General features: G+C 58.7%; 27 protein-coding genes. 22 read left to right on the forward strand and 5 right to left on the reverse strand.

All coding sequences use genetic code 11. From position 1 onward, the window contains the following. The first annotated feature begins 45 nt into the window (after window positions 1-45). The 22 genes from VGU61_RS19840 to VGU61_RS19945 all read left to right on the forward strand — a co-directional run bounded on the left by VGU61_RS19840 (window position 46) and on the right by VGU61_RS19945 (window position 18639). On the forward strand, window positions 46-1257 hold the full coding sequence (locus tag VGU61_RS19840) for a phage major capsid protein (RefSeq protein WP_326861020.1): 1212 nt from the start codon (window positions 46-48) through the stop codon (window positions 1255-1257). Window positions 1258-1305: 48 nt separating this feature from the next. After that, window positions 1306-1488 (forward strand): hypothetical protein, encoded by a 183-nt coding sequence (locus VGU61_RS19845; protein ID WP_326861021.1) that lies wholly within the window; start codon window positions 1306-1308, stop codon window positions 1486-1488. Window positions 1489-1497: 9 nt separating this feature from the next. Further along, window positions 1498-1992 carry a hypothetical protein gene (locus VGU61_RS19850; RefSeq protein ID WP_326861022.1) on the forward strand — a complete coding sequence of 165 codons (495 nt, stop codon included), beginning with the start codon at window positions 1498-1500 and terminating at the stop codon, window positions 1990-1992. A 1-nt stretch (window position 1993) separates the two neighbouring features. Continuing rightward, window positions 1994-2449, forward strand: a complete 456-nt coding sequence (locus tag VGU61_RS19855; RefSeq protein ID WP_326861023.1) for a hypothetical protein — start codon at window positions 1994-1996, stop codon at window positions 2447-2449. Then, entirely contained in the window at window positions 2450-2899 is a 450-nt protein-coding gene (locus VGU61_RS19860; protein ID WP_326861024.1) for a hypothetical protein, read from the forward strand. It abuts the gene before it with no gap. Continuing rightward, window positions 2900-4183 carry a hypothetical protein gene (locus VGU61_RS19865; protein WP_326861025.1) on the forward strand — a complete coding sequence of 428 codons (1284 nt, stop codon included), beginning with the start codon at window positions 2900-2902 and terminating at the stop codon, window positions 4181-4183. Next, on the forward strand, window positions 4180-4740 hold the full coding sequence (locus VGU61_RS19870; RefSeq protein ID WP_326861026.1) for a head-tail connector protein: 561 nt from the start codon (window positions 4180-4182) through the stop codon (window positions 4738-4740). The genes VGU61_RS19865 and VGU61_RS19870 overlap by 4 nt, the downstream gene beginning before the upstream one ends. After that, window positions 4740-5063 carry a phage head closure protein gene (locus VGU61_RS19875; protein ID WP_326861027.1) on the forward strand — a complete coding sequence of 108 codons (324 nt, stop codon included), beginning with the start codon at window positions 4740-4742 and terminating at the stop codon, window positions 5061-5063. Before VGU61_RS19870 ends, VGU61_RS19875 begins: the two co-directional genes overlap by 1 nt. Then, window positions 5056-5496 (forward strand): HK97-gp10 family putative phage morphogenesis protein, encoded by a 441-nt coding sequence (locus tag VGU61_RS19880; RefSeq protein WP_326861028.1) that lies wholly within the window; start codon window positions 5056-5058, stop codon window positions 5494-5496. Before VGU61_RS19875 ends, VGU61_RS19880 begins: the two co-directional genes overlap by 8 nt. Further along, window positions 5493-5843 carry a DUF3168 domain-containing protein gene (locus tag VGU61_RS19885; RefSeq protein WP_326861029.1) on the forward strand — a complete coding sequence of 117 codons (351 nt, stop codon included), beginning with the start codon at window positions 5493-5495 and terminating at the stop codon, window positions 5841-5843. Before VGU61_RS19880 ends, VGU61_RS19885 begins: the two co-directional genes overlap by 4 nt. Window positions 5844-5965: 122 nt before the next feature. After that, window positions 5966-6613 carry a phage tail tube protein gene (locus tag VGU61_RS19890; protein ID WP_326861030.1) on the forward strand — a complete coding sequence of 216 codons (648 nt, stop codon included), beginning with the start codon at window positions 5966-5968 and terminating at the stop codon, window positions 6611-6613. 111 nt (window positions 6614-6724) lie between these two features. Continuing rightward, window positions 6725-7042: a phage tail assembly chaperone gene (locus VGU61_RS19895; protein ID WP_326861031.1), complete on the forward strand. Its 318-nt coding sequence runs from the start codon at window positions 6725-6727 to the stop codon at window positions 7040-7042. Window positions 7043-7089: 47 nt separating this feature from the next. Continuing rightward, window positions 7090-7353 (forward strand): DUF1799 domain-containing protein, encoded by a 264-nt coding sequence (locus tag VGU61_RS19900; RefSeq protein ID WP_326861060.1) that lies wholly within the window; start codon window positions 7090-7092, stop codon window positions 7351-7353. Between the two features lie 14 nt (window positions 7354-7367). Next, window positions 7368-12896, forward strand: a complete 5529-nt coding sequence (locus VGU61_RS19905) for a hypothetical protein (RefSeq protein WP_326861032.1) — start codon at window positions 7368-7370, stop codon at window positions 12894-12896. Beyond that, on the forward strand, window positions 12893-13798 hold the full coding sequence (locus VGU61_RS19910; protein ID WP_326861033.1) for a hypothetical protein: 906 nt from the start codon (window positions 12893-12895) through the stop codon (window positions 13796-13798). The genes VGU61_RS19905 and VGU61_RS19910 overlap by 4 nt, the downstream gene beginning before the upstream one ends. After that, window positions 13799-15421: a hypothetical protein gene (locus tag VGU61_RS19915; protein ID WP_326861034.1), complete on the forward strand. Its 1623-nt coding sequence runs from the start codon at window positions 13799-13801 to the stop codon at window positions 15419-15421. It abuts the gene before it with no gap. A 15-nt stretch (window positions 15422-15436) separates the two neighbouring features. Beyond that, window positions 15437-15919: a hypothetical protein gene (locus VGU61_RS19920; RefSeq protein ID WP_326861035.1), complete on the forward strand. Its 483-nt coding sequence runs from the start codon at window positions 15437-15439 to the stop codon at window positions 15917-15919. A gap of 2 nt (window positions 15920-15921) precedes the next feature. Next, window positions 15922-16380, forward strand: coding sequence for a hypothetical protein (locus VGU61_RS19925; protein WP_326861036.1), 459 nt, complete (start codon window positions 15922-15924; stop codon window positions 16378-16380). A gap of 9 nt (window positions 16381-16389) precedes the next feature. Then, window positions 16390-16863, forward strand: a complete 474-nt coding sequence (locus tag VGU61_RS19930) for a hypothetical protein (protein ID WP_326861037.1) — start codon at window positions 16390-16392, stop codon at window positions 16861-16863. Beyond that, window positions 16860-17333 (forward strand): hypothetical protein, encoded by a 474-nt coding sequence (locus tag VGU61_RS19935; RefSeq protein ID WP_326861038.1) that lies wholly within the window; start codon window positions 16860-16862, stop codon window positions 17331-17333. The genes VGU61_RS19930 and VGU61_RS19935 overlap by 4 nt, the downstream gene beginning before the upstream one ends. Next, window positions 17330-17809, forward strand: a complete 480-nt coding sequence (locus tag VGU61_RS19940) for a lysozyme (RefSeq protein WP_326861039.1) — start codon at window positions 17330-17332, stop codon at window positions 17807-17809. Before VGU61_RS19935 ends, VGU61_RS19940 begins: the two co-directional genes overlap by 4 nt. A 116-nt stretch (window positions 17810-17925) precedes the next feature. Beyond that, on the forward strand, window positions 17926-18639 hold the full coding sequence (locus VGU61_RS19945; RefSeq protein WP_326861040.1) for an FkbM family methyltransferase: 714 nt from the start codon (window positions 17926-17928) through the stop codon (window positions 18637-18639). Here the strand turns inward: VGU61_RS19945 and VGU61_RS19950 are convergent. The 5 genes from VGU61_RS19950 to VGU61_RS19970 are packed head-to-tail and all read right to left on the reverse strand — an operon-like array spanning window position 18636 to window position 20743. Further along, entirely contained in the window at window positions 18636-19550 is a 915-nt protein-coding gene (locus VGU61_RS19950; RefSeq protein ID WP_326861041.1) for a glycosyltransferase family 2 protein, read from the reverse strand. The genes VGU61_RS19945 and VGU61_RS19950 overlap by 4 nt on opposite strands. Window positions 19551-19601: 51 nt before the next feature. Then, window positions 19602-19844 (reverse strand): hypothetical protein, encoded by a 243-nt coding sequence (locus VGU61_RS19955; protein ID WP_326861042.1) that lies wholly within the window; start codon window positions 19842-19844, stop codon window positions 19602-19604. Window positions 19845-19862: 18 nt separating this feature from the next. Continuing rightward, the gene (locus VGU61_RS19960) at window positions 19863-20207 is read right to left on the reverse strand and encodes a hypothetical protein (protein WP_326861043.1); all 345 of its coding nucleotides are present in this window, start codon (window positions 20205-20207) and stop codon (window positions 19863-19865) included. 12 nt (window positions 20208-20219) lie between these two features. Beyond that, the gene (locus tag VGU61_RS19965) at window positions 20220-20516 is read right to left on the reverse strand and encodes a hypothetical protein (RefSeq protein ID WP_326861044.1); all 297 of its coding nucleotides are present in this window, start codon (window positions 20514-20516) and stop codon (window positions 20220-20222) included. A gap of 8 nt (window positions 20517-20524) precedes the next feature. Continuing rightward, window positions 20525-20743, reverse strand: a complete 219-nt coding sequence (locus VGU61_RS19970) for a hypothetical protein (RefSeq protein WP_326861045.1) — start codon at window positions 20741-20743, stop codon at window positions 20525-20527. Window positions 20744-20908 lie beyond the last annotated feature (165 nt).

Below are 20908 nucleotides of genomic sequence, written 5' to 3' on the forward strand. Positions count from 1 at the left end.
CGCATTAGCCACCCGATGCGGTGGCTTTTTTTATGAAAGCAAGCCATGCAAAATATCCAAGCATTGCGCGAGAAGATTGCCAACCTCGCCAACCAAGCAAAGCACCTTTTGGCTGAAAAGGGCGACCAGACATGGTCGAAGGAAGACCAGGCAAAGTTCGACGGTTTCGCCAATGAAATCGAGTCGGCTACGGCGCAGATCAAGGCCATCGAAAAGATGCGCGACATCGACGCTGACAAGTTCTTCGAGAACGCAGCACCGTCCGGCAAGTCATTGTCGAACGACACTATCGATGCGGTAGCAGCCGTTGCACTGTACCTGCGCCACGGCAACAACGTAACAGCAGAGCAGGCAATCGCCATCCGCAACGCCATGTCGACCACAACACCGGCAGAAGGCGGCTACACCGTGCCTTCCGAAATCGCTGCAATGGTGGTCGATGCGATGAAAGCATTCGGCGGCATGCGTGAAGTGTCGCAGATCATCTCGACCGCAGGCGGCAATGCGCTGAACTATCCGACATCGGACGGCACATCGGAAGTGGGCGAAATCGTTGCGGAAAACGCTGCTGCTACCGGCGCCGACATCACTTTTGGCACCGTTGCAGTCAATCCGTACAAGTACAGCTCGAAGAAGATCGCACTGCCTGTCGAGCTGATCCAGGACAGCGCCATTGATGTGGTTGCCTTCGTCGTCAACCGTCTGGCCACCCGTCTGGCACGCATTACCAACCAGCATTACACCACCGGCACAGGTTCCAGCCAGCCGTTCGGCGTAATGGGCCGCGCATCGGTCGGCAAGACTGGCACAACCGGCCAGACGTTGACAGTGACCTATGACGATTTGATCGACCTCATCCACAGCGTCAACAGCGCATACCGTGGCCGTGGTGCCCGCTTCATGCTGCGCGACACATCGGTTGCGGTCATCCGCAAGCTGAAGGATTCCGCAGGCCGTCCGATCTGGAATCCGGGCGACAACGAAAGCATCAGCGGCGGCACACCGTCGACCATCTGCGGCTATCCGTACACGGTCAATGACGATGTCGCAGCGATGGCAGCCAATGCCCGTTCAATCGCGTTCGGCGACTTCTCACAGTTCGTCATCCGTGACGTTGCCGGCTCTACCAGCCTGCGCCGCTTCGATGATTCCGCCTTTGCCTTGAACGGCCAGGTCGGTTTCTGCGGCTGGACTCGCACCGGTTCCAACCTGTTGGATACCGCTGCGGTCAAGGTGTACGTCAACTCCGCGACTTAATAGCGGCAATGGAAAGGGGGGCTTCGGCCCCCTTTTTCGGAGAACAACATGGCAACGAAAAAAGATCCGAAACAGAGCGCCACTGAAGCCGCCGTGTTGCGCGACTGCCATTTCGGCAAGGTCGGCGATGTCGTCGAGGTGTCCGCCGCTGATGCTGAGATCGGCGTTGAACACGGCATGCTCGACCCGCACCCGGACGCTGTCAAAGCGGCCAAGGCAAACAAGCAATAAGGAATCATCATGCCCATTCTGACGACCGACATTCTGTACCGTCTTTCTGGCGGCGCGGCCAATTCGACGCAATCCGCATCACTGGGCGGCGCAAAGTCGAGCAATGCCGCAACGGCTGCGATTTTCGATGATGTCAGTTCGGCGGAATCGTCGGCAGGCGACATCGAATACCGCTGCATCTATGTCCACAATAACCACGGTTCCCTGTCGCTGAACAATGCGGTGCTGTGGCTTCCGGTCAATACGCCGAGCGCATCGACCGTTGTGGAAGCAGGGCTGGGAACCTCCGCCATCAACGCAACAGAACAGACCGTTGCCGACGAAAACACCGCGCCATCGGGCGTGACGTTTGCCGCCGCCGCGACGAAGGGCGCAGGCGTTGCGCTGGGCAATATCCCGGCTGGCCAGCATCGCGCCGTATGGTTGCGCCGCACGGTCACCGCAGCAGCGGCAGCAGCGTCGGACAGCTTCACCATCCGCGTCGAAGGCGACACGGCGGCTTAACATGAACGCTCAACAACTGGCGGCATTGAAAGCCGAAGTGCAAGCGGACCCGACCGGCAAAGGCTATGCCGCGTATCTTCCGGCATCGCCTGGTCGCGTCGTGGAATTGCTCAACGCTGACACCGAAAGCGGCGTCAAGTCGCGCATGGTGACAGCTCGCGCCATCCTGGCCGAATGCGGGCCGGGCGCTTCCGTCATTCTCGACAAGCTCGAAGCCGCTGCGGCAAACCTGTCCGCCGTGAAATGGGCGGTTCGCTTTCTGTCGCAGGATGCAGGCATTGATGTCGGCAATCCGGCAACGCAGGCAATGATTAATCAACTGGTTGCCGGGAATGTGCTGACTGCTGCCGAAGGCAAGGCGCTGAAGGACATGGCATTGCAGCCAGCCAGTCGCGCCGCCGTTCTTGGATTTGGCGTCGTGACAGAAGCCGACCTTCGTACCGCATTGGAGTCATAAATGGCAACCGTCAAACAAGAAGTCGGCACCCGCACCGCGCTGACCGCAACCGGCCTTTCGACGCTGGCCAGTGCTACATACGTCGCCAGCAACGTGCTGGATGTGTCGGCAAATGACCCGCTCGATGTCATCGTGGAACTGGCGATTACGCCTGGCACGGTTGCTGGCAACAAGCAGGCGGTTCTGTTTGCGCAGGCTTCGCTCGACAATACCAATTTCCAGACTGGCCCGGCAAGCGGCACGACGACCACCGATGAAGCGGTTTTGACGCTCATCGGCACACTGCCATTGCCGACGAATGCCACCTTACAGCGCAAGGCGTTTTCTGTCGCGGCGGCTTTTGGCGGTGTGTTGCCGCCGTATCTGAAATTCGTGGTCAAGAATGATTCCGGCGCAGCATTCACGACCGGCACGATTCACACGGCGGAAGTCAGCGGCACGGTGGTCTAAATGGCGGCACTGATTCTGCCGCGCCGGTTCAGCCAGCAACCGCAGCAACCGGCGCCGCTCGACCTGTCGAACCCGCTGCTGAGAGGCACAACCGGGCTATGGTCATTCCAGAACGGGCTCGACATCCGCGACTTGGTTACCGGGATTACCGGCACGTTTTCGGATGCGGCGGGGAACTATTTTTCAGCAACCGGCCCGGCTGGGCGTGGTCTTCGGTCGGCATCGAATACCAGCCGCCAGATCAATACCGGGCGGCTTGCATCTTCGCTTGGTGTCAGTGGTTCAAGCAATCGAACCATCTATGGCGTGGCGTCGATGGACCCGATGGCCGACACGGAAGCAATCTTCACGCTGGGCGTGCCGTCATCGGGGCAAGACTGGACGCTGCGCAGGAACGGCGGCACTGGTGGCTGGCGTCTGAATATTTGGGGCGTTGTATCCGTCGATTTCACCTGCGAAGTGCCTGAAAACGGTCAGGTAATTTTTATCTGTACGCAGAACGGCACCACCATAAATATCTGGATGAATGGCGCATCGCGGGCGAATAACACTGGAACGATCAATACCACGGATGCGAATTTCTGCATCGGCGGCGGTCCATTCTGGCCATCCTGGGCGCGACCGATTCAGATGGTGGGCGTGGCCAACCGCGCATGGACAGACAACGAAAAGCGCGCTTTTTCTGACAACCCGTGGCAAGTATTTAAGGCGCCAAGCCGCCGCATATGGGTGGAGCCGGTTGCGTCAAACGGCGAATCACCGGTATCCGCCGACCTCGCCGCATCGTATGCCATTACCGGCACCGTATCAACCGACCTTGCCGCATCGTATGGCGTGGTTGCCTCCGTCAGTGCAGACCTTCCCGCCAGCTATGCGATTGTGCAGTCGGTCAGCAATGACCTGGTGGCGTCCTATGCGGTCGAAGCGTCCACCACGCCGGTCAGCGCAGACCTCGCCGCCAGCTACAGCATCGCCAGCTCGGTTTCGCTGGTGTCGTCCGACCTGTCCGCCGCGTATGGCATTTTCCAGTTGGTGGCCTCCGATCTGGCTGCATCCTATGCGGTTCTCAACGGCACCGTGGCGGTCAATGTCGATCTGGCTTGCGCGTACAGCATCAGCGGCAGTGTCTACCGCGACCTGGCTGCATCGTTCGCCATCCTGTCGGTGCTGAACTATGCGCGTGCGCCAGCAGGCGGCGGATATGCGCCAGCGCGCAGGACCATCACACGGCCCGGCAGCGAATCGTCAAGCCGGGCAGCAGCACTACAAAGGAACAACCGATGACCACCCGACTGATAACACCGGCGACTGAACTGGCGGTCACGCTGGCGGACGCAAAGGCGCATTTACGCATCGACGGCGACGACCAGGATGCAATGGTGGAAGCGTGGATCCGCGGCATCACCGCCCATGCCGAGCATCAGATGGGGCGGTCGATCCTGACGCAGACATGGAGGTGCACGCTTGATGCATTCCCTGACGCCATCCGGCTGGACTTCCCGCCGATCGTGTCGGTTTCGTCGGTCAAGTACATCGACGAAGACGGTGCCGAGCAGACGCTTGACCCTGCAGACTATATCGTGGACACGGTCAGCGAACCGGGTTACATCGTGCCGGCTGACGGCGTCGAATGGCCTGCCACGATGGCGCGCATCAACGCGGTGAATGTCGAGTATGTCGCGGGCTACGGCGCCACTCAGGCAGCGGTGCCGCACGGCATCAAAATGTATCTGCTGGCCAAGCTGATGGAACAGTACCGACCGAACGCCGCGCTGAAGGACGGCATCCAGACTTCGTTCATCGAAAGCCTGCTCCATCCATTCAAGATTTGGAGCCTGTAATGGATCCGCGCAACTTCACCGAACGAATAACCATTCTGCAGCAAGGGTCAAGTGTTGATGCGATTGGCCAGCCGGCAGCTGCTGACTGGGCCGAATTTGCGAAGGTGTGGGCTGACCCTCGCGGATTGAACGGGCTGGAATCGATCAAGGCTAATGCGCCGACCTCGACGGTGAAAATCAGCAGGCGCATCCCCTACAGAACCGGCATCACCGCAGGAATGCGCGTGTTGAGCAATGGAGTGTTGTACGACATCGCAGCGGTGTTGCCGGACCTGAAGACAAGGGAATATGTCGACCTTGAATGCGTGGTGATCAATGGCTGACGCCTTCAAGATCGATTTCGACCTGTCCGGCATCAATGCTGCGCTCGACAACCTTGCCGATGGCGTCAAGGAACACGTTCGGCCCGCCGCGCAGGCTGGCGCGCAGGTGCTTTACCGCGAAGTGCTTCAGCGGGTGCCGGTGGCAAAAGAGGCGCGCACCGTCAAGGGCAAGACATACCAGCCCGGCACGCTGAAGGCGTCGATTTACCAGGCATACAGCGACGACAACAGCCGCGCAGGGCAGGCGACTTATCACATCAGCTGGAACCGCCGCAAGGCACCGCACGGCCACCTGATCGAATTCGGCACATCGCGCATGGAGGCGCAGCCATTCCTTCGTCCGGCATACGACGCCGCGCACAAGGCAGCGCTGGAAGTGGCGCGGGATCGGCTTGCCGCTGGCGTGCAACAACTCCTTCGGAAGGCAACATGACAGTCGAATCGGATATTTTCAACCTGCTGAAGGGGCTGGCCGGCAACCGCGTCTATCCGGATCGCGCACCAGCCGATACCGCTCGCCCGTACATCGTTTATCAGCAGGCGGGCGGCGAATCCATCGCCTATGTCGAGAACACGCTGCCTGACCAGGAAAACGCACGCTTCCAGATTGCTGTGTGGGCAGACACCCGCATGGCTGCAAAGGCACTTATCAAGCAGGTGGAAGCCGCGCTGGTCACCACCACGATGTTCCAGACCAAAGCGCTGGGCGCATCGGTGTCGACGATGGACGAAGAATTGTATGGTTCGCGGCAGGACTTCAGCATCTGGAGTTCCCGCTAAAAAGTAGTGAATCCGCCCGCAAGGGCATCCCCATAAAGCCGCATCGGATCGTCCGCTGCGGCTTTTTTCTTGCCCCCTAAAGGGGCTTTTTTATGCCCGTTCGGGCAAGAAAGGCGTTTCAAATGGCATCCGTACCAACCGGCACCACCTTCTTCATCGCATCGGCTTACGCTGCTGCGATCCCCACAACCATCGTTTCCAACGCAGCCGAGGCAGTCGTGACTGCAACGGCGCACGGTCTGGCCAACGGCGACATCGTTGAAGTTACCAGCGGCTGGGGTCGCCTGCACAAGCGCATCGCCCGCGTCAAGACTGCCGCAGCGAACACCTTCGTTCTCGAAGGCATGGACACATCCAGCCTGAACTTCTTCCCGGCTGGTCAGGGCATCGGTTCGGTTCGCAAGGTCAACACCTTCACGCAGATCACCGGCGTGCTGGCGACCAGCTTCAGCGGCGGCGACCCGATCAACGTCAGCTACAAGTACCTCGAATCGGATGTGCAGTCGAGCATCAACGACGGTTTCAACCCGGTCAACGGCACGCTGAACATCGATGCTGACATGATCGGCACCGCTGGCTACAACGCAGCGAAGACGCTGACCGATGTGCAGACCGACACCTGCGTGCTGATGGTTTCCCGCAATGGCTCCAAGGTCTACCGTCCATGCACCGTTGCGCTGAACGAAGAAGTCACCGTTAACGACGGCAACATCAACCAGGTGGTCCTGTCCGTCAACGGTAACAACCGTTCGACACGCTACGCGTCTTAATCCCCCGGGCTTTTAGCCCATCACCAGGCACCGACCGGGCTGCTGTCTTCCTTCGCGGGAAGCAGCGGCTCGGCACGGGCATAGTTTTATCCCGCGAAAGGTAACAACATCATGGCTAAGCCAAAACTCGTATTGACCGCCGCTCCGACCTTCAAATCCAAGGTTGCCATCCCCGTACCAGGTGGCCAGCCTGCCGTCGTCGAATTCACAATGAAGGGTCGCACCAAGGACGAATTCAAGGAATTCATCAACGCACTGGCAGGGCGCGACGACATTGACGTTCTGATGGACATCATCAGCGGCTGGGATCTGGAAGACGCATTCAACCGCGACGCCGTCGAGAAGATGGATCAGATCTACATCGGGGCCGCACGCGCCATTATCGAGCGCTACATCGCCGAACTGACCGCGGCACGGCTGGGAAACTGAAAGAGGCGGCGCGGGCGCTCTACAAGCGTCCGCCATCCGCCGAAGAAATCGCCGCCAGCGGCTTCGCACCGGAAGACTTCGAGGAAGATCCGGTCGAAGTGTGGCCGGACAATTGGGATGCGGTCATCCTGTTCCAGCGCATGGGCCGGCAATGGCGCACCGGCATGAATGGTGCGACCGGGCTGGATTTCAATGTCTTGTTCCGGATGATGGACCGCATGAACCTGACGCCGTCCCGCTACGACGAACTGGAATATGAAATCACCGTGCTGGAAGGCGCAGCGCTCGAAGCAATGCATGAAAAAGACTAGATCACCGAGGACTTATGTCTGACTTAAAAGCGCAACTAGAATTTACCGCTAACGCCGACGGCGTCGAAGCCGGTGTCAGCAAGGCGAAGCGCTCCCTGACAAGCCTCGGTGAAACTGCTGAAAAGGTAGGCAAGCAGACTGCCGACGGTCTTGAAAAGATGGGTAGCGGCGGCGAAAAGGCCGCGGCCAAGGTCGACAAGACGACGAAGAACCTGGCCGAATCGATCCAGCGCGCAACCGCTGCGATGAATGCTGGTGCAAAGGGTTCGGCGGAATACTATGCGGCACTGGCCAACACTCGCGGCGCAGATGCCAAGGTGCTGGCACCTTACCTGGCTGCACTGAAGGAAGCCGCCGACCGCACGAAGATTGCCGCCGAGGCGAACAAGAAGCTGGAGGAATCCACGCGGTTCCTCGACAACCTGCGCAACAAGTCCGACAGCATCGGCAAGACCGCGTCCGAGCTGGCCGCATTGCGCGCCGCGCAGTTGGGCGTGTCGGACGCCGCCGGCCCGATGATTGCGAAAATGCGCGCCGCCGAAGAAGCCGCCGAGCGCGCAGGCAAAGGCATGTCGCGCTTCGGTGCAGCAGCGCTGAATGCGATCGGTGCATTTGCGACTATCCAGACGGTAATCAGCGCCATGAATAAACTTGGCGCGGCGGTCGACCGGCTCGACAAGTTCGATGAACTGTCGCAAAAGCTGTCCATCAATGCGAAAACGCTGCAGGAACTCGCCTATGCGGGCAAGATGTCCGGTATCGAGCTGGATGTGATGGCGGCATCGTTCAAGAAGCTGCAGACCAATATGTTCGAGGCCACCACCGGCGGCAAGGAACAGGCTGCGGTGTTCAAAGCGATGGGTGTGGCGATCACCGATGCAGCCGGCAACCTGCGCGCCACCGAGGATGTGCTGGGCGATGTGGCTGAAGTATTTTCCGGGCTGGAAGATGGCGCGACGAAGACCGCGCTGGCTGTCAAGCTGTTCGGCAAGAGCGGCACCGACCTCATCCCGACCCTGAACGAAGGCCGGGCCGGGCTGGCAAAGCTGACTGAGGAAGCGCAGCGGCTGGGCGCGGTGATGGGCAGCGACGCCATCAAGAACGCCGCCGAGTTCAACGACAACCTCGACCGCATGCGGACGCTGGCGGCAAGCGCTGCCAACGGTCTGGCGTCGAACATGATTCCGGCGCTGAACAACGTCATCGAACGCTTCCTGGCAGCGACGAAGCATTCCGGCTCCTTCATCGAGCAGATGAAGATTGCCGCCGGCATCACTGTGCGCGGTGCGTTCGGGCAGGATTACGGCGACCAGATCCGCGCCACCGACCGGCAGATTGCCTTGCTGGAAACCCGCAAGGAACTTTCCATCTTCGGCAAGGGCGCGCTAGACGAAGACATCAAGAAGCTGCAGACCGTGCGCAAGTCGCTGCAGGAAATGCAAAGCCTGCGTGCGCTCGAAGGCAGCGACGGTTATGCCGACGCAAGCGACCGGCGCGCAGCAGGCGGGTCCACCGGCGCCAGTGCGTCGTCGATCGCCGCAGTGCTGCGCGACAGCAAGGACACCGGCGGCAAGGGTGGTGCCGCGACCATATCCGAATACGACAAGCTGGTTGCTAGCTCGACCGCATTCATCGAAAACCTGAAGTTGGAAGCCGCGCAAGTCGGGCTGACGAACAACCAGGTGAAGATGATGGCAGCGGCCAAGGCGGCAGCGCAGGCGCCGACCGAAGCGCTGCGCAAGGCGATCATGGAATCCGCGCTGGCACTGGAAATTGCCACCACGCGACGCGAAGAACTGACCGAAGCGGAAAGAGCCGCCGCCGCCATCCAGAAACGATTCGACGACAATGCCGACCGGGTGCTGGAACAGGTGCGCGCACTGGAACGCGAACTCGACACCTACGGGCTGATCGGCTCGGCGGTCACCGACCTGTCCATTGCGAAGACGCAGGCAGCGCTTCAGTCCCGCGAACTGAACGAGGGGGAAGTCCGTTCGCTGGAATTGCAATTGTCGGCATTGCAGCGGCTGAAGGATTTGCAACTTGACAAGGAAGAACGCGACGCATCGGCAAAGATTGCCGCCGATGCGCTGAAAGCGGCAGACGCCGCGGCAAAGGAATGGCAGCGCGCATCAAGTGAAATCGAGCGGTCATTGACCGACGCATTGCTGCGCGGCTTCGAGTCCGGTAAGGGGTTCGGCAAGAACCTGGTCGACTCGCTGAAGAATATGTTCAAGACGCTGGTGCTGCGTCCGGTCATCTCTGCGGTGATGAATCCGATTGCAGGCGGCATCCAGAACATGATCGGCGGCGCCATTGGTCAAGCCGCCACCGGCGCGGTCGGTCAGGTTGCCGCCAGCGCGGGCGGCAGCATGGTCGGCAGTCTGCTGGGCAATGCCGCCGGCCTGCTGTCGCCTGGCGGCACCGGGCTTGGTGGCTTGCTCGCCGGTGGTGGAGTGCTGGGTCCGCTTGCGCTGGGCATCGGCGCCATCCTTGCCATCCACAAGGCGACGAAAGGCGAAACCCGCGCAGGCGGTCAATACGGCTATTCATTCGATGGTCGCAGCGTCATCAACAACCGCCGCGGCGAAGTCCTGACAGCAGGCGGCATCGGCGCGCAATTCCTCGAAGGCCCGAGCGGCGGCGACCCGTATGCAAAGGAAGCGAAAGCCGCCATCAACGGCACCGTCGACAGCATCAATGCGGTACTGAAAGCGGTTGGTTCGCAAGCGTCGCTGGTGGGCTTCCAGGCGGCATATGAAACATCGGGCAAGGGTCGCGGGGGCGTGTTCGCGGGTGGTCGTCTGTCGACCGGCGCCATGTTCGGCGAAAGCGGCGAAGGAAGCAACTACGAAGGCACGCTGTACGAATCGACCTCGACGCAGTCGCCTGACGCGCAGACCGCCATTGCGAACTTTGCGACCGACCTAAAGCAGGCCACCATCCAAGCATTGCAGGCGGCAAACGACATCCCGAAAGCCATCGCCGATGTGGTCGCCAATATCGACGCAGAAGCATTGAGCGACGATGCTGCCGGCCAGTTGCTGACGACGATCGACAACATCACCAAGGGTGTGACGCTGCTGCGCGAAGGCATCGCATTGCTGCCGTTTGATAACCTGGCAGGGCTGAGTTTCGACGCCGCGGCGAACCTGATCAAGCTGGCAGGCGGCATTGATGCGCTGGCAGGCGGAACATCGGCATTCGTTCAGAATTTCTACACCGAAGCCGAACGGATGGCAAAGGTCGCCGAGTCGGTTGAAAAGCAGATGGCAGCGCTCGGCCAGTCCAGCGTCGACACCAAAGAAGAATTCCGCGCACTGGTCGAAGGGTTGGACCTTGCCCGGGAAGCCGATGCAAAGCTGTACGTCGAGCTGATGAAACTCGCGCCGGCCTTTGCCAGCGTGGAAGACTATGCAAAGCAGGCAGCGGAAGCGGTCGAGGAAACCGTCAAGGAAACCGTCGACGCAGCCAAGGCACTGAACGTTGCCGCAGCCGAACGGCTGGCCATGCTCGAGCGCGAGCGCGATGCCATCGAGGAAGCGAACGCCATCATCGGCGACCTGTCCGCCACGCTGGAATCGCTTGCGAAACCGGCAGCGCGGGCGGCAATGGCGTCCAACACCTACGGGCTGACGGCGCAGGAGCAGGAAAAGTTCGGCAACTTCGTCGGCTTCCTCGACCAGGCGAACGATGCGCTGGCTGACATCGTCGCGCTGGGATTCCCGGCGGCGATGGCGGCGCAACTGGCCGAGGCGCAGAACCTGATGCGCGAAGGCACCCGCATGCTGGTGGCTGGACTTGTGCCGGATCGCCTGCGCGCTGGCAACGGTGCCGGTGCGCTGGGTGCGCAGATGATGGTCGACGGACCCGACCCGAGCGGCTATTTCGCCCGCGGCGACATCTCCGGATACAACCGCGCGGCCATCCTTGCGCGTGCGCGTACCGGCTCCAACCTGGCAGGGCAGGCATCCGCCGATGCGCTCAACATTCAGAATGTTGCGCAAGTCATTCGGGATCTGATGGCACCGACCCGCGATGAAGACTTGTTCCAGATCGTTCGCAAAAGCGTGTCGGACGGTTACGGCATCGGGCAACCTGGCCGCAGCGGCGCGGGCTTGTTCGATCTGCTCAACTTCGAAACGCAGCGCAGCATCGAAGATCAGTATCTGCCGACCGGGCCGGGCATCGCTGGCGTGCAGCGGGCGCAAATCCTTGGCGCTCGCGCCGGCTCCGATGCCGGCTTGACCGAATATAACCGGGCGATTTCGCAGATCAAGCAGGCGCATCATATCGGCGCGCTGACGGCGGACGAATATGCCGAAGCGCTGGAAGTCGCCAACGAGATCGGTGAAAAGTACATCATCAGCGCGGAGGATCGCGCCTTTGCGGTCGAAGCCGCCGCACGCAATATCCAGCGTGCCGGTCTGGATTCGATTGCCTATTACTTCGATCAGATTGGCCAGTCCGTTGCCGCCATGACCGAAGCCGCAGCGGCTGCGAATGAGCCGATCGCACTGGCAACCGCTGCCATCGGTCGCCTGACCTCGACCGCTTATGTGTTCGGTGAATCGGCCAAGGCAGCGCAAGGCGGCGACTTTACCGCATCCGAAAATGCCAGCGTGCGCAATGCCGCGCTGGTGGCCGAAGCCGCGAAGATTGCCGCCGCAGCCATGACGACGCAGGACGCCGCAAGGGTGGCCGAGCAACTGAAGGGCAAGGACGCATTCAAGGGTCTCGGCAGCGATGCGGTGCGCGATGTGTCGCTGCTGCTGGACGGCGTGCGCGAATATGATTCCGCATCCTTCGAGAAGGCATTTGCGAAGATCAACAATGCGCTGGCCAATGGCACGTTGTCCGAAGGCCAGTATGCGGAACTGTTCTCGCTGGGGCTGGAACTGTTCACCGGTCCGGACAAGGAAGCCAACAAGCTGACCGATGCGTTCGCTAGCCTGCGCAAAGCGGCGGAAAGCCTCGCCGATTCGCTGCTGGTCGATGATGTGCGTTCGACCCTGAACCCGCAGCAGATGATCGCCGAGGCGCGGCGCCAGTACGAGGAAGCGGTTGCCGGTTCCCGCAACGGCGACACCGATGCGATCGCCAAACTCGACGGTGTCACGCGCAACCTGCTGGATGTGCTGCAGGCAAATGCCGCGTCCGGTCTTGAATATAAGACCTCATTTGCTGGCATCATCGCCACGCTGCGCGAGCTGGAAAAGCTCAACGGTGGCCCGGTCGGGTCGAAGTTCGCATTGCCTGGCTTTGCGGTCGGCACCAACTACCTGCCGCAGGACATGGCGCTGTACGCGCACGAAGGCGAGCGCATCGTGCCTGCCGCAGACAACCGCGCCATCATCGCAGCGCTGCGCGGCAACAGCGGCAACGACAAGGTCGAGGCACGGCTGGCGCAACTGGAAGCGGTACTGCGCGACATCAGCGCGGAAACACGGGCGAGTGCGCAGCACGGCAGCAGGCTGACAAAACTGATTGAACGGGCAATGCCGGACGGCGACGCCTTGGCGATAAGGGAAGCGACAACATGACCATGTCCGTAATTGCACCGGTGGACATTAGGACCGCCATGCTGACATCCAGCACGGTGGCCGAAAATGATTTTCCGGTATGGGTGTCGGGCACCACCTATGCGGTCGACGACAAGCGCATCCGCACCGAAACGCACCGCATCTATCAGCGGCTGACCGCCGGCGCAGGCACGACGCCACCGGAAAGTGATCCGACGAATTGGGTGGACATCGGGCCAACCAACCGCTGGGCAATGTTCGATAACGTCGTCGGCACGGTCACAACCGGCACTTCGCCGCTGACGGTGACGATTCAGCCGGGCAGCATCGGCGGGCTGGCAGCGATGGAACTGGTCGGCACATCAGCAACGATCACGATGAAGGACGCACCAGGTGGCACGACGGTCTATAGCCGCACGGTCGACCTCGATGGCTCCATGATCGATTCCATCTACGACTGGTTCTTCGCCGAGCAGGAGCAGCGCGCCGACTTCGTTTTAACTGATCTGCCGGCGGCATTTACCGGCTGCGAACTGACCATGACCATCACCGCCAGCAGCGGCAACGTGTCCTGCGGCGTGTTCAAGGTCGGGCCGATTACCGAAATCGGACGCACGCAGGCCGGCGCGCAAGTGCGAACGCTCGACTATTCACGCAAAGAAGCCGACGCGTTTGGCTATGTCGAAATCGTCGAGAGGCCATTTCGCAAAATGGCTAACTTTTCGGTTGTCACCGACGCAGCCCGCTTCAATAGTATTTATCGTTTCCTGACCTCGCGCCGCGCCAAGCCGTCGATCTTCATCGGCTCCGAAAAGACCGGGTTGGAACCGCTGTTGGTCTATGGATTTATGCGCGACTTCTCCATTGATGTCGCCTATTTTTCGCATCACCTTTGCTCCCTTGAGTTGGAAGGATTAATCTAAATGGAATTGACGCCGCTCCCATCCCTTGACCGTACCAGCGCGACGTTCAAGAACGATGTCAACACGTTCTTCGGCACCTCATTGCCGCAGTTGGTGAACGAAATAAATACCGGCATGCCGGATCTGGAAAGTGCCGCCAACCTGGTAGAGGGTGGTTTGCCGTCGATCGTCGCCGCGGCCAATTACAAGGGGCTATGGTCGACGCTGACCGGCGCGCTGGCCATTCCTGCGTCGACCTTCCACAATGGCCAGTTCTGGCAACTGCTGGAAAACGTCGCCGATGTGACCGCCGAAGTGCCGGGTGTATCGTCGAAATGGGCAGCGTACAGCACGAAGCCAACCATCCCCCTTGGCACAACGGTCGCAGCCGGTTCGCTGGTGGCCGAAGATGACAGCGGCAATTCTTTCCCGGTCACGGTGCCATCGACTTCGGTGATCGCATCAACGGCAGTCACGGATCGCCTGATTATCGAACTGGCGAACGGCAATTTGTTGGATCTGTATAGCGTATCGGCTTCGCCGTATGCCATCGTGGCAACGGTGTTGAATGCGGCAACCGGCGCGGTGGTGGCAACAAACACGATTTCGGTCGGCACGCAAACATCATCGCAGCGTCCGATCGCCTTCCCGTTGACCGCCGGCGGCTTTGTCGCCTTCTATACTGCCAGCGCTGGCGCGTCACTGATCGCGCAGCGGTACGACAACAGCGCGCAGCCGGTTGGCGCGGCACTGACGCTGACAACAACCGCATCCACGACCGGAACCTATCTGTGCGGCGGCTGCCAGATGGTCGATGGAAACGTCGCGTTTGTCTGGTGCGACACCAGCGGCGGCAACCATGTTCGGCGCGCTATCTATTCCGCCGACCTGACAACGGCGACGGTCGCGGCTGGCGCGTTTTCGGTGGCGATCTCCCATCTTGGATACGGTTCCAATCCGGTCGCATTGCCTGCGGGCGGCTTTGCGTTCTCACTGTCGGACGGCGGCACGAATCACAACCTTTACACGGTCAACGCATCAGGCGTGCGCGTGTCGACCGTTGCTATCAGTTCATTTACCAACGTGCATGATTCGACGCTAGTCGTTCCGACCACCGGCGAAGCTCTCGTTCATGTCTTCCGATCCGGCTCGACGCTTGGCCGCACCGCGTACATTCTGACTGGTCAAACGATCAGCAATACACTCGGTTCCGCTTACGCATCCGGCGGGCCAGTCGACGGCGCGACGCTCGCCGCAAACTATATTTGGGCTTGCGCTTTGGGCGATGGCACCATCGGCATGTTGTCCGTGCCATCAAATATGCCATACCTGATGTTTACGCGCACCGATGGGCGTGGAGCCGTGCTTGAGCATGGCCCGCTGATCGAAGAATCGACGATTATTTATCCAATCATCTGCAAATCTGGCATTAACGGTTTTGCGGTCGCCTATCGCGGCACCAGCCAATTCCCGCGCACGCACATTACACGGAGTGGCTATCTTGTCGGCGTATCACGCGGCGAAAGCGGCGGGCGCATCCAGTTCGACCCGTACGGCGAAGTCGATATAGGTAGTTATATGCGCGTCAACGTCGGCGGCGCAAAAGTAGGGTATGAGCGTCGCGGTCGGAAGATCCGCATTTAATCAAGGGGCAATATCATGTTCTATCTGATCGACAATGCAACCGGCACGGCACTCGCGCAAAGCAGGAAACCGGCAACCTTCAGCGCCGACCATATCGACTTTGCCGGCGAGCGCTGGCTATGCTTCACCAATGCCAACGCCAGCGTCATCGAGGCGGCAGCGGTCGACTTCGCGCCTGGCAAGTACAAGCTGGAAAATGGCGCGCTGGTGCTCAATGCCGCCTATGTGCCGCCGACACCACCGGCGCCAGTCGTGCCGGAACAGGTCGCCATGTGGCAGGCGCGTGATGCGATGATCGATGCCGACTTGCTCGACGATGTCGAGGCGGCTATGGCGGCAATTCCCGACGCCAAGGCACGCAAGAAGGCGCAGCAGAAATTCGAATATTCCAACAACATGCGGCGCGACGATCCGCTCTTGAAGATGCTGGCTCCGTCGCTGGGCCTGTCCGAGGCGCAGATTGATGCGCTGTTCATCGCTGCGGCAAAGAAAGTCTGACCATGCTGCGCGCTGCGTTCTATAAGGGAACCCGGCCCGGCATCCCCGGCATCTATAACCGCCTTGTGCGGTGGTGGACACGTTCGCCATATTCGCATTGCGAGCTGGTGTTCTTCGATGGGCGGTCGGCATCGTCTTCCTTTATGGATGGTGGCGTGCGGTTCAAGAAAATCGACTTCAATCCGGACCACTGGGATTTCGTCGACTTGCCGCTGTATCTGGAAGTGCCGGCACGCGACTGGTTCATGCAGCACATGGGGCAACCCTACGACATCCTCGGCAACATCCATTTCATCCTGTCACCGATCGGACACGACAAGCGCAAGTGGTTTTGCAGCGAAGCGATGGCCGCCGCGCTCGGGTTTGAAGATCCGCACCGATACGATCCCGGCACTTTGCATAGTGCGTTACGTGCTTTCAGACAACCGCCTTCTGGCGGTTTTTTTACGTCAACCGCTTAAAGGAAGCACATGACAAACGAGGAAATCCACGCTGAAATCGGCGCGGTCAAAGGACTCATCCAGGCAATGGCCGACCGATTCAATCGCATGGAGAAGTCCATCGATTCTGTCGTGTCGCTCGACAAAGCGGTTGGCGAACAGGCAATCCGGCACGACAACCAGCAGCGTGAGATTCGGGAACTGGCGCACGATATAAAGAACTGCCAGCAGCATCACATCTTGCAGAACACCGCTACTGCAACCCGCGTCAGCACCTTGGAGGAAAAGGCGAACAAGGTGCAGGGCGCAATCTTTGCGATGAAAGTATTTTCCGGCTTCGTGTCCATGGTGCTGGTGTTTTCCAGCAAGTGGGCATATGACCGCATCGAAACAGACCACGCCAAGATCATCGCGCTCGGGCATAGAAGCGAATTGCGCAACCTCGAAGTGGCGGACTTGCAGCGGCAGATTAACGAAATGAAGCAGACAAGGAGCGCACCATGATTCTCACTCTCATCTCCATGTTCGGCGGCGGCCTGATGCGTTTGCTGCCCGAAATTTTCAACTTCCTGAACAAGAAGACAGACAACAAGCACGAACTCGACATGCTGGATCGCCAGTTTCAGCTCGAGCAAACCCGTGCGGCTGCGCGCGTGGATGAAATGGTCGTTCAGGGCAACATCGACACGGCGCTTGAAATGCTGAAAGTGCAGGGCGCCGCGGTGAAAGCTCAGATGCAGAAAACCGGCATTACATGGGTGGATGCAGCCAATTTCGCAGTACGTCCGCTGACCACCTATTACATGCTCCTGCTGTATGGAGTGGTCAAGATCGCAATGTTCATCGTGTCGCTGCGCTCGGGCTTGTCAGGATGGGAAGCGATCCTGCACATCTACGACCATGAAGACCGGGCGATGCTGTCGGGCATTCTGGCGTTCTGGTTCGTTGGCCGTGTATTCGACAAGCACAAATGAACGACATAGTCGAACTGGCGGCAGAAGTCGTCAAGCCGTTCGAAGGGTGTCATCGCAAGGTCCGAACGTCGGACGGCTATCTGTTGAAGCCGTACCTGTGCCCGGCAAATGTCCTGACGATCGGATGGGGCGAAACCGGACCGCACATCACGCCGGAAACCCGGTGGACGCAGGAGCAGGCGGACATGACGCTCGAGCTTCGGCTGAAGCAGTACCTGCTCGGCGTCTACAAACGGTGTCCGGCGCTATACCTGCTGCCTCCCGAAATGGCCGCAGCCTGCACTTCGCTGGCATACAACATTGGCCTTGGCGCCTTTGGGGCCAGTTCGGTATGTCGGCACATCAAGCGCGGCGATCTAGCCAAGGCTGCAGACTCGATTCTGCTCTGGAATAAAGGCGGGGGAAGGGTGCTTGCCGGGCTGACGCGGCGACGCCATGCGGAGAGATTGCTATTCCTGAAGGGATTGGATCGGTGAGCGCCTATGCCATGGCGATGCTATGGGCTGGCATGTGGCAATCTTGGGCAAGCGTATGGTAAATTGTCATTTTTACCAAAATGCAACTTTGCTTAACTTGCCGTGGGGACAACGAAATGGCCAAAAATATTGCCAAGTCATTGGCAACATGGAGTGTATCCAAAGGCTTGCGCCTCCCAGAGCAGCAGCTTGATCGGGTAAATGAACTATCGTCCCTGCGGCACCTATTGCAGCAATTGGAAATTGATTGCGTATTAGATGTTGGAGCAAATCGCGGGCAGTATGCACAAGAGTTAAGGGATATTGGCTATACCGGCCATATTGTTTCGTTTGAACCAATATCCACTGAGTTTGGCATCATGAAGAAAAGCTTCATGGATGATGCCAAATGGCGGGGGTATCAAATGGCACTCGGAAGCAGAGAGGAATCGCTATTAATAAACGTACCTAAACTCACGGTAATGAGTTCTTTGCTGGAGTCCAAAACGGCGGAGAAAAATACGCGATCTGAACAAGTAGCAGTCAAAAGACTTGACGCTATGTTCCCTGCGCTTATTAGCGGGTTGGGCTGCAAAAACGTTTTTCTAAAGATGGACACCCAAGGCTACGACTTGGAGGTTTTTAAAGGCGCATCAGATTGCATCTCCAGCATCAAGGGTCTTCAATCTGAACTCTCGGTCCAGCCACTTTACAAGAACATGCCTCACTACTTAGAAGCGTTGGCCGTCTACGAGTCTGCAGGATTCGATTTGCACAATCTCTCGGTGGTAAGCCGGATAAGCAATGGTGGTCTCTTGGAGATGAACTGTTTCATGCGTCGTTCCAACTAAATTCGGACCGCAGGGCGGAAAAATGTCGGAAATATTAGACGTCGGGTATAGGGGAGGTAGCGCCACCCGCCGCTCATCAGGCATTTTAGATGCGCCGCCCATGCCGCCTTCATCATGCCATCTTTGAGGTGTAAGTTAGCCGCTCCGTTCAGAGCCGCCTGGTACTTCGGTATGAGCGCTCTTTTAACATGCGAATTCAGATTCAAAGATTGAAGAGATCCTAGGAACGTCGCATGTGACAGCAAGTATTCCTTCGACTTTGAGGCCGACAATGGATTGTCCACTGTTACGCGATACGTCATCGATGGATCAAATTTAATTGATTTGCCGTTCGACAGTAAGAGGAAGAACAGATACGTCCACTCAAAAAACTTGTATTCAATGTCCAAAAGGCTCAAGTCAACAGTACTGGCTCGGAACATCGACGCGGGAGAGGCAAACCAGTTTGACCGAAGGAAGGCAAGGGCGGGATCCTTGTTGATTTGTTCTGCTGACTCACGTACCAGTGGCGCGTCATCCGGCGTGTTGATGTAGCCATTTGTGACCACGACATCCGCATCAGGGTGCTTTACCAGAAAATCAGCCCGCGTCTTCATCGCTCCGGGCAAGAACTCGTCATCGTCGTCGAGGAAACAATAAAACGCACCTCGGGCTGCAGCCAGTCCAAAATAGCGGGCCTTCGAGACGTTGCCTTCTGCGCGTTTAATTACTTTGATTCGGTGGTCTGACTGTAACGTTGTAAAGATGCCGTCGTCGTAACGGTTGCCGTTTACAACTACGATCAGTTCAATGTCGACGCCGGTTTGAGATAAGACGCTCTGAATCGCACGCTCGATGTAGGATGCTCGCTTAAGCTCGCATGTCGTAGGAATGATCACTGAAACGGTATTGGGGGCGGCCTCAGGATACATAGTGGTCCAACAAAAGGTTGACTGCAAGTAAGTTTAGCAGAGAATGTTGGCTTACAAATCCAACCTCGACTGCTCCGCGATACACGGCTCTCCCTCCAGCTCCTTGCGCAATACGCCGATGACCATCTCCGCCCCGGAGCCTGGGGTGATGGAACGCTGCACCTGATCGGCTCGCAGGACGAGGGCACGCAGACGTTTTATCTCCCACAGGAGGGTGATGACGTCTTCGTTCTCCCGGTTGCGCTCCTGTATCTCGGTTAATTGCTCTCGGGTAAGTGGCGGCTTGAATGGCATGGCGGAGACTACGCCAACCTACGCCGAGCCGATAGCAACGGCAGCACGAACAATGGCGCGGCGGGTAGCGGCCATCCGATCGTCATTGGTTAAGTCAAAACCAATGGCGTTTACCGGACAGCTGACACGAGTTTGATTCTTGGCGCCTTCGCAGATGATATCCATATCCAGCTTTACCGCCAGACGCAGCGCATCGCCGTCATCTGTCAACGGATTCCAAAAAATCGGAGATCCCGTATTGATGCCTTCGACAGGAGGCTTGCCATAAGCCTGGTGCACTGCCGCCCATGTTCCGGTAATGTCCGCCGCTTTGGCCGCGAGTTCAAGCATTTGTCTATCAGTCATTAATGGCTTGTTGCTCATAGATCCTCCTTGTTAGATTCCGGCTAGACCGAGTAACTGCCGGGCCTGCAATAGCAGATCATCCCGCACCGGATCGGACGCATCGCCCGTTCTGAGCTTGATAAACCCGGTCAAGTCGCGCACCAGCTTGCCAAGCGCCTGCAGTTCTTCCTCGCTGATCCGTGGCGGCTTTTCTAGATCGGCAATGAGCGAGAGCACGACTTCAGGGGCGACGATGGCACAGAAATCGTTGCGCCAGTGTTCTTTGTCATCCTCGCGGGCCTCGATCGCCTCGGAGCAAACATTTTTGATTACGGGTAGGGCGTGCATGGAGTGAATTACTGCCGGAGCATCAACTTCTGCACTTCTTCGGTCGCCAATCGCTTTGCCTCTTCTTCGGTTGTAGCAGGCCAAACAGAAAGGCGCAGCATCTCCATAGTTCGACTTTGGGTATCAACTACCACTGCAGTTGCAACGTGTGTGATCGTGCCTTCATATGACTCAATCGAGCGCGCCAGCTTTCGAACGTCGATTTCTTCCAGTTTATATCTGCTCATTCTTTTCCCTCGTTATGCCCACGGCGTGAGCGAGAGAGAATAATAGCGAGTCGATTTGCAAAAAGCCATTTAGCCCTTGAAAGGACAAGGGGGCCTTTTTGGCACTATTTTTTTCTATCGACTTGGCTCAAGCGATTAATTTCTTCCTTATCCTGAGCGCGGGCT

Source organism: Noviherbaspirillum sp. (assembly GCF_035944575.1).
Classification (GTDB): Bacteria; Pseudomonadota; Gammaproteobacteria; order Burkholderiales; family Burkholderiaceae_D; genus Noviherbaspirillum.

What these genes read in the sequence shown, in the direction of transcription:
- VGU61_RS19895 (WP_326861031.1), top strand. Translation starts at nt 6,725, where the DNA reads ATGGCTAAGCCAAAACTCGTATTGACCGCCGCTCCGACCTTCAAATCC.
- VGU61_RS19935 (WP_326861038.1), top strand. Translation starts at nt 16,860, where the DNA reads ATGATTCTCACTCTCATCTCCATGTTCGGCGGCGGCCTGATGCGTTTG.
- VGU61_RS19850 (WP_326861022.1), top strand. Translation starts at nt 1,498, where the DNA reads ATGCCCATTCTGACGACCGACATTCTGTACCGTCTTTCTGGCGGCGCG.
- VGU61_RS19905 (WP_326861032.1), top strand. Translation starts at nt 7,368, where the DNA reads ATGTCTGACTTAAAAGCGCAACTAGAATTTACCGCTAACGCCGACGGC.
- VGU61_RS19950 (WP_326861041.1), bottom strand. Translation starts at nt 19,550, where the DNA reads ATGTATCCTGAGGCCGCCCCCAATACCGTTTCAGTGATCATTCCTACG.
- VGU61_RS19965 (WP_326861044.1), bottom strand. Translation starts at nt 20,516, where the DNA reads ATGCACGCCCTACCCGTAATCAAAAATGTTTGCTCCGAGGCGATCGAG.
- VGU61_RS19970 (WP_326861045.1), bottom strand. Translation starts at nt 20,743, where the DNA reads ATGAGCAGATATAAACTGGAAGAAATCGACGTTCGAAAGCTGGCGCGC.
- VGU61_RS19860 (WP_326861024.1), top strand. Translation starts at nt 2,450, where the DNA reads ATGGCAACCGTCAAACAAGAAGTCGGCACCCGCACCGCGCTGACCGCA.
- VGU61_RS19880 (WP_326861028.1), top strand. Translation starts at nt 5,056, where the DNA reads ATGGCTGACGCCTTCAAGATCGATTTCGACCTGTCCGGCATCAATGCT.
- VGU61_RS19960 (WP_326861043.1), bottom strand. Translation starts at nt 20,207, where the DNA reads ATGAGCAACAAGCCATTAATGACTGATAGACAAATGCTTGAACTCGCG.
- VGU61_RS19930 (WP_326861037.1), top strand. Translation starts at nt 16,390, where the DNA reads ATGACAAACGAGGAAATCCACGCTGAAATCGGCGCGGTCAAAGGACTC.
- VGU61_RS19925 (WP_326861036.1), top strand. Translation starts at nt 15,922, where the DNA reads ATGCTGCGCGCTGCGTTCTATAAGGGAACCCGGCCCGGCATCCCCGGC.
- VGU61_RS19915 (WP_326861034.1), top strand. Translation starts at nt 13,799, where the DNA reads ATGGAATTGACGCCGCTCCCATCCCTTGACCGTACCAGCGCGACGTTC.
- VGU61_RS19855 (WP_326861023.1), top strand. Translation starts at nt 1,994, where the DNA reads ATGAACGCTCAACAACTGGCGGCATTGAAAGCCGAAGTGCAAGCGGAC.
- VGU61_RS19865 (WP_326861025.1), top strand. Translation starts at nt 2,900, where the DNA reads ATGGCGGCACTGATTCTGCCGCGCCGGTTCAGCCAGCAACCGCAGCAA.
- VGU61_RS19920 (WP_326861035.1), top strand. Translation starts at nt 15,437, where the DNA reads ATGTTCTATCTGATCGACAATGCAACCGGCACGGCACTCGCGCAAAGC.
- VGU61_RS19845 (WP_326861021.1), top strand. Translation starts at nt 1,306, where the DNA reads ATGGCAACGAAAAAAGATCCGAAACAGAGCGCCACTGAAGCCGCCGTG.
- VGU61_RS19890 (WP_326861030.1), top strand. Translation starts at nt 5,966, where the DNA reads ATGGCATCCGTACCAACCGGCACCACCTTCTTCATCGCATCGGCTTAC.
- VGU61_RS19885 (WP_326861029.1), top strand. Translation starts at nt 5,493, where the DNA reads ATGACAGTCGAATCGGATATTTTCAACCTGCTGAAGGGGCTGGCCGGC.
- VGU61_RS19940 (WP_326861039.1), top strand. Translation starts at nt 17,330, where the DNA reads ATGAACGACATAGTCGAACTGGCGGCAGAAGTCGTCAAGCCGTTCGAA.
- VGU61_RS19840 (WP_326861020.1), top strand. Translation starts at nt 46, where the DNA reads ATGCAAAATATCCAAGCATTGCGCGAGAAGATTGCCAACCTCGCCAAC.
- VGU61_RS19870 (WP_326861026.1), top strand. Translation starts at nt 4,180, where the DNA reads ATGACCACCCGACTGATAACACCGGCGACTGAACTGGCGGTCACGCTG.
- VGU61_RS19945 (WP_326861040.1), top strand. Translation starts at nt 17,926, where the DNA reads ATGGCCAAAAATATTGCCAAGTCATTGGCAACATGGAGTGTATCCAAA.
- VGU61_RS19910 (WP_326861033.1), top strand. Translation starts at nt 12,893, where the DNA reads ATGACCATGTCCGTAATTGCACCGGTGGACATTAGGACCGCCATGCTG.
- VGU61_RS19955 (WP_326861042.1), bottom strand. Translation starts at nt 19,844, where the DNA reads ATGCCATTCAAGCCGCCACTTACCCGAGAGCAATTAACCGAGATACAG.
- VGU61_RS19875 (WP_326861027.1), top strand. Translation starts at nt 4,740, where the DNA reads ATGGATCCGCGCAACTTCACCGAACGAATAACCATTCTGCAGCAAGGG.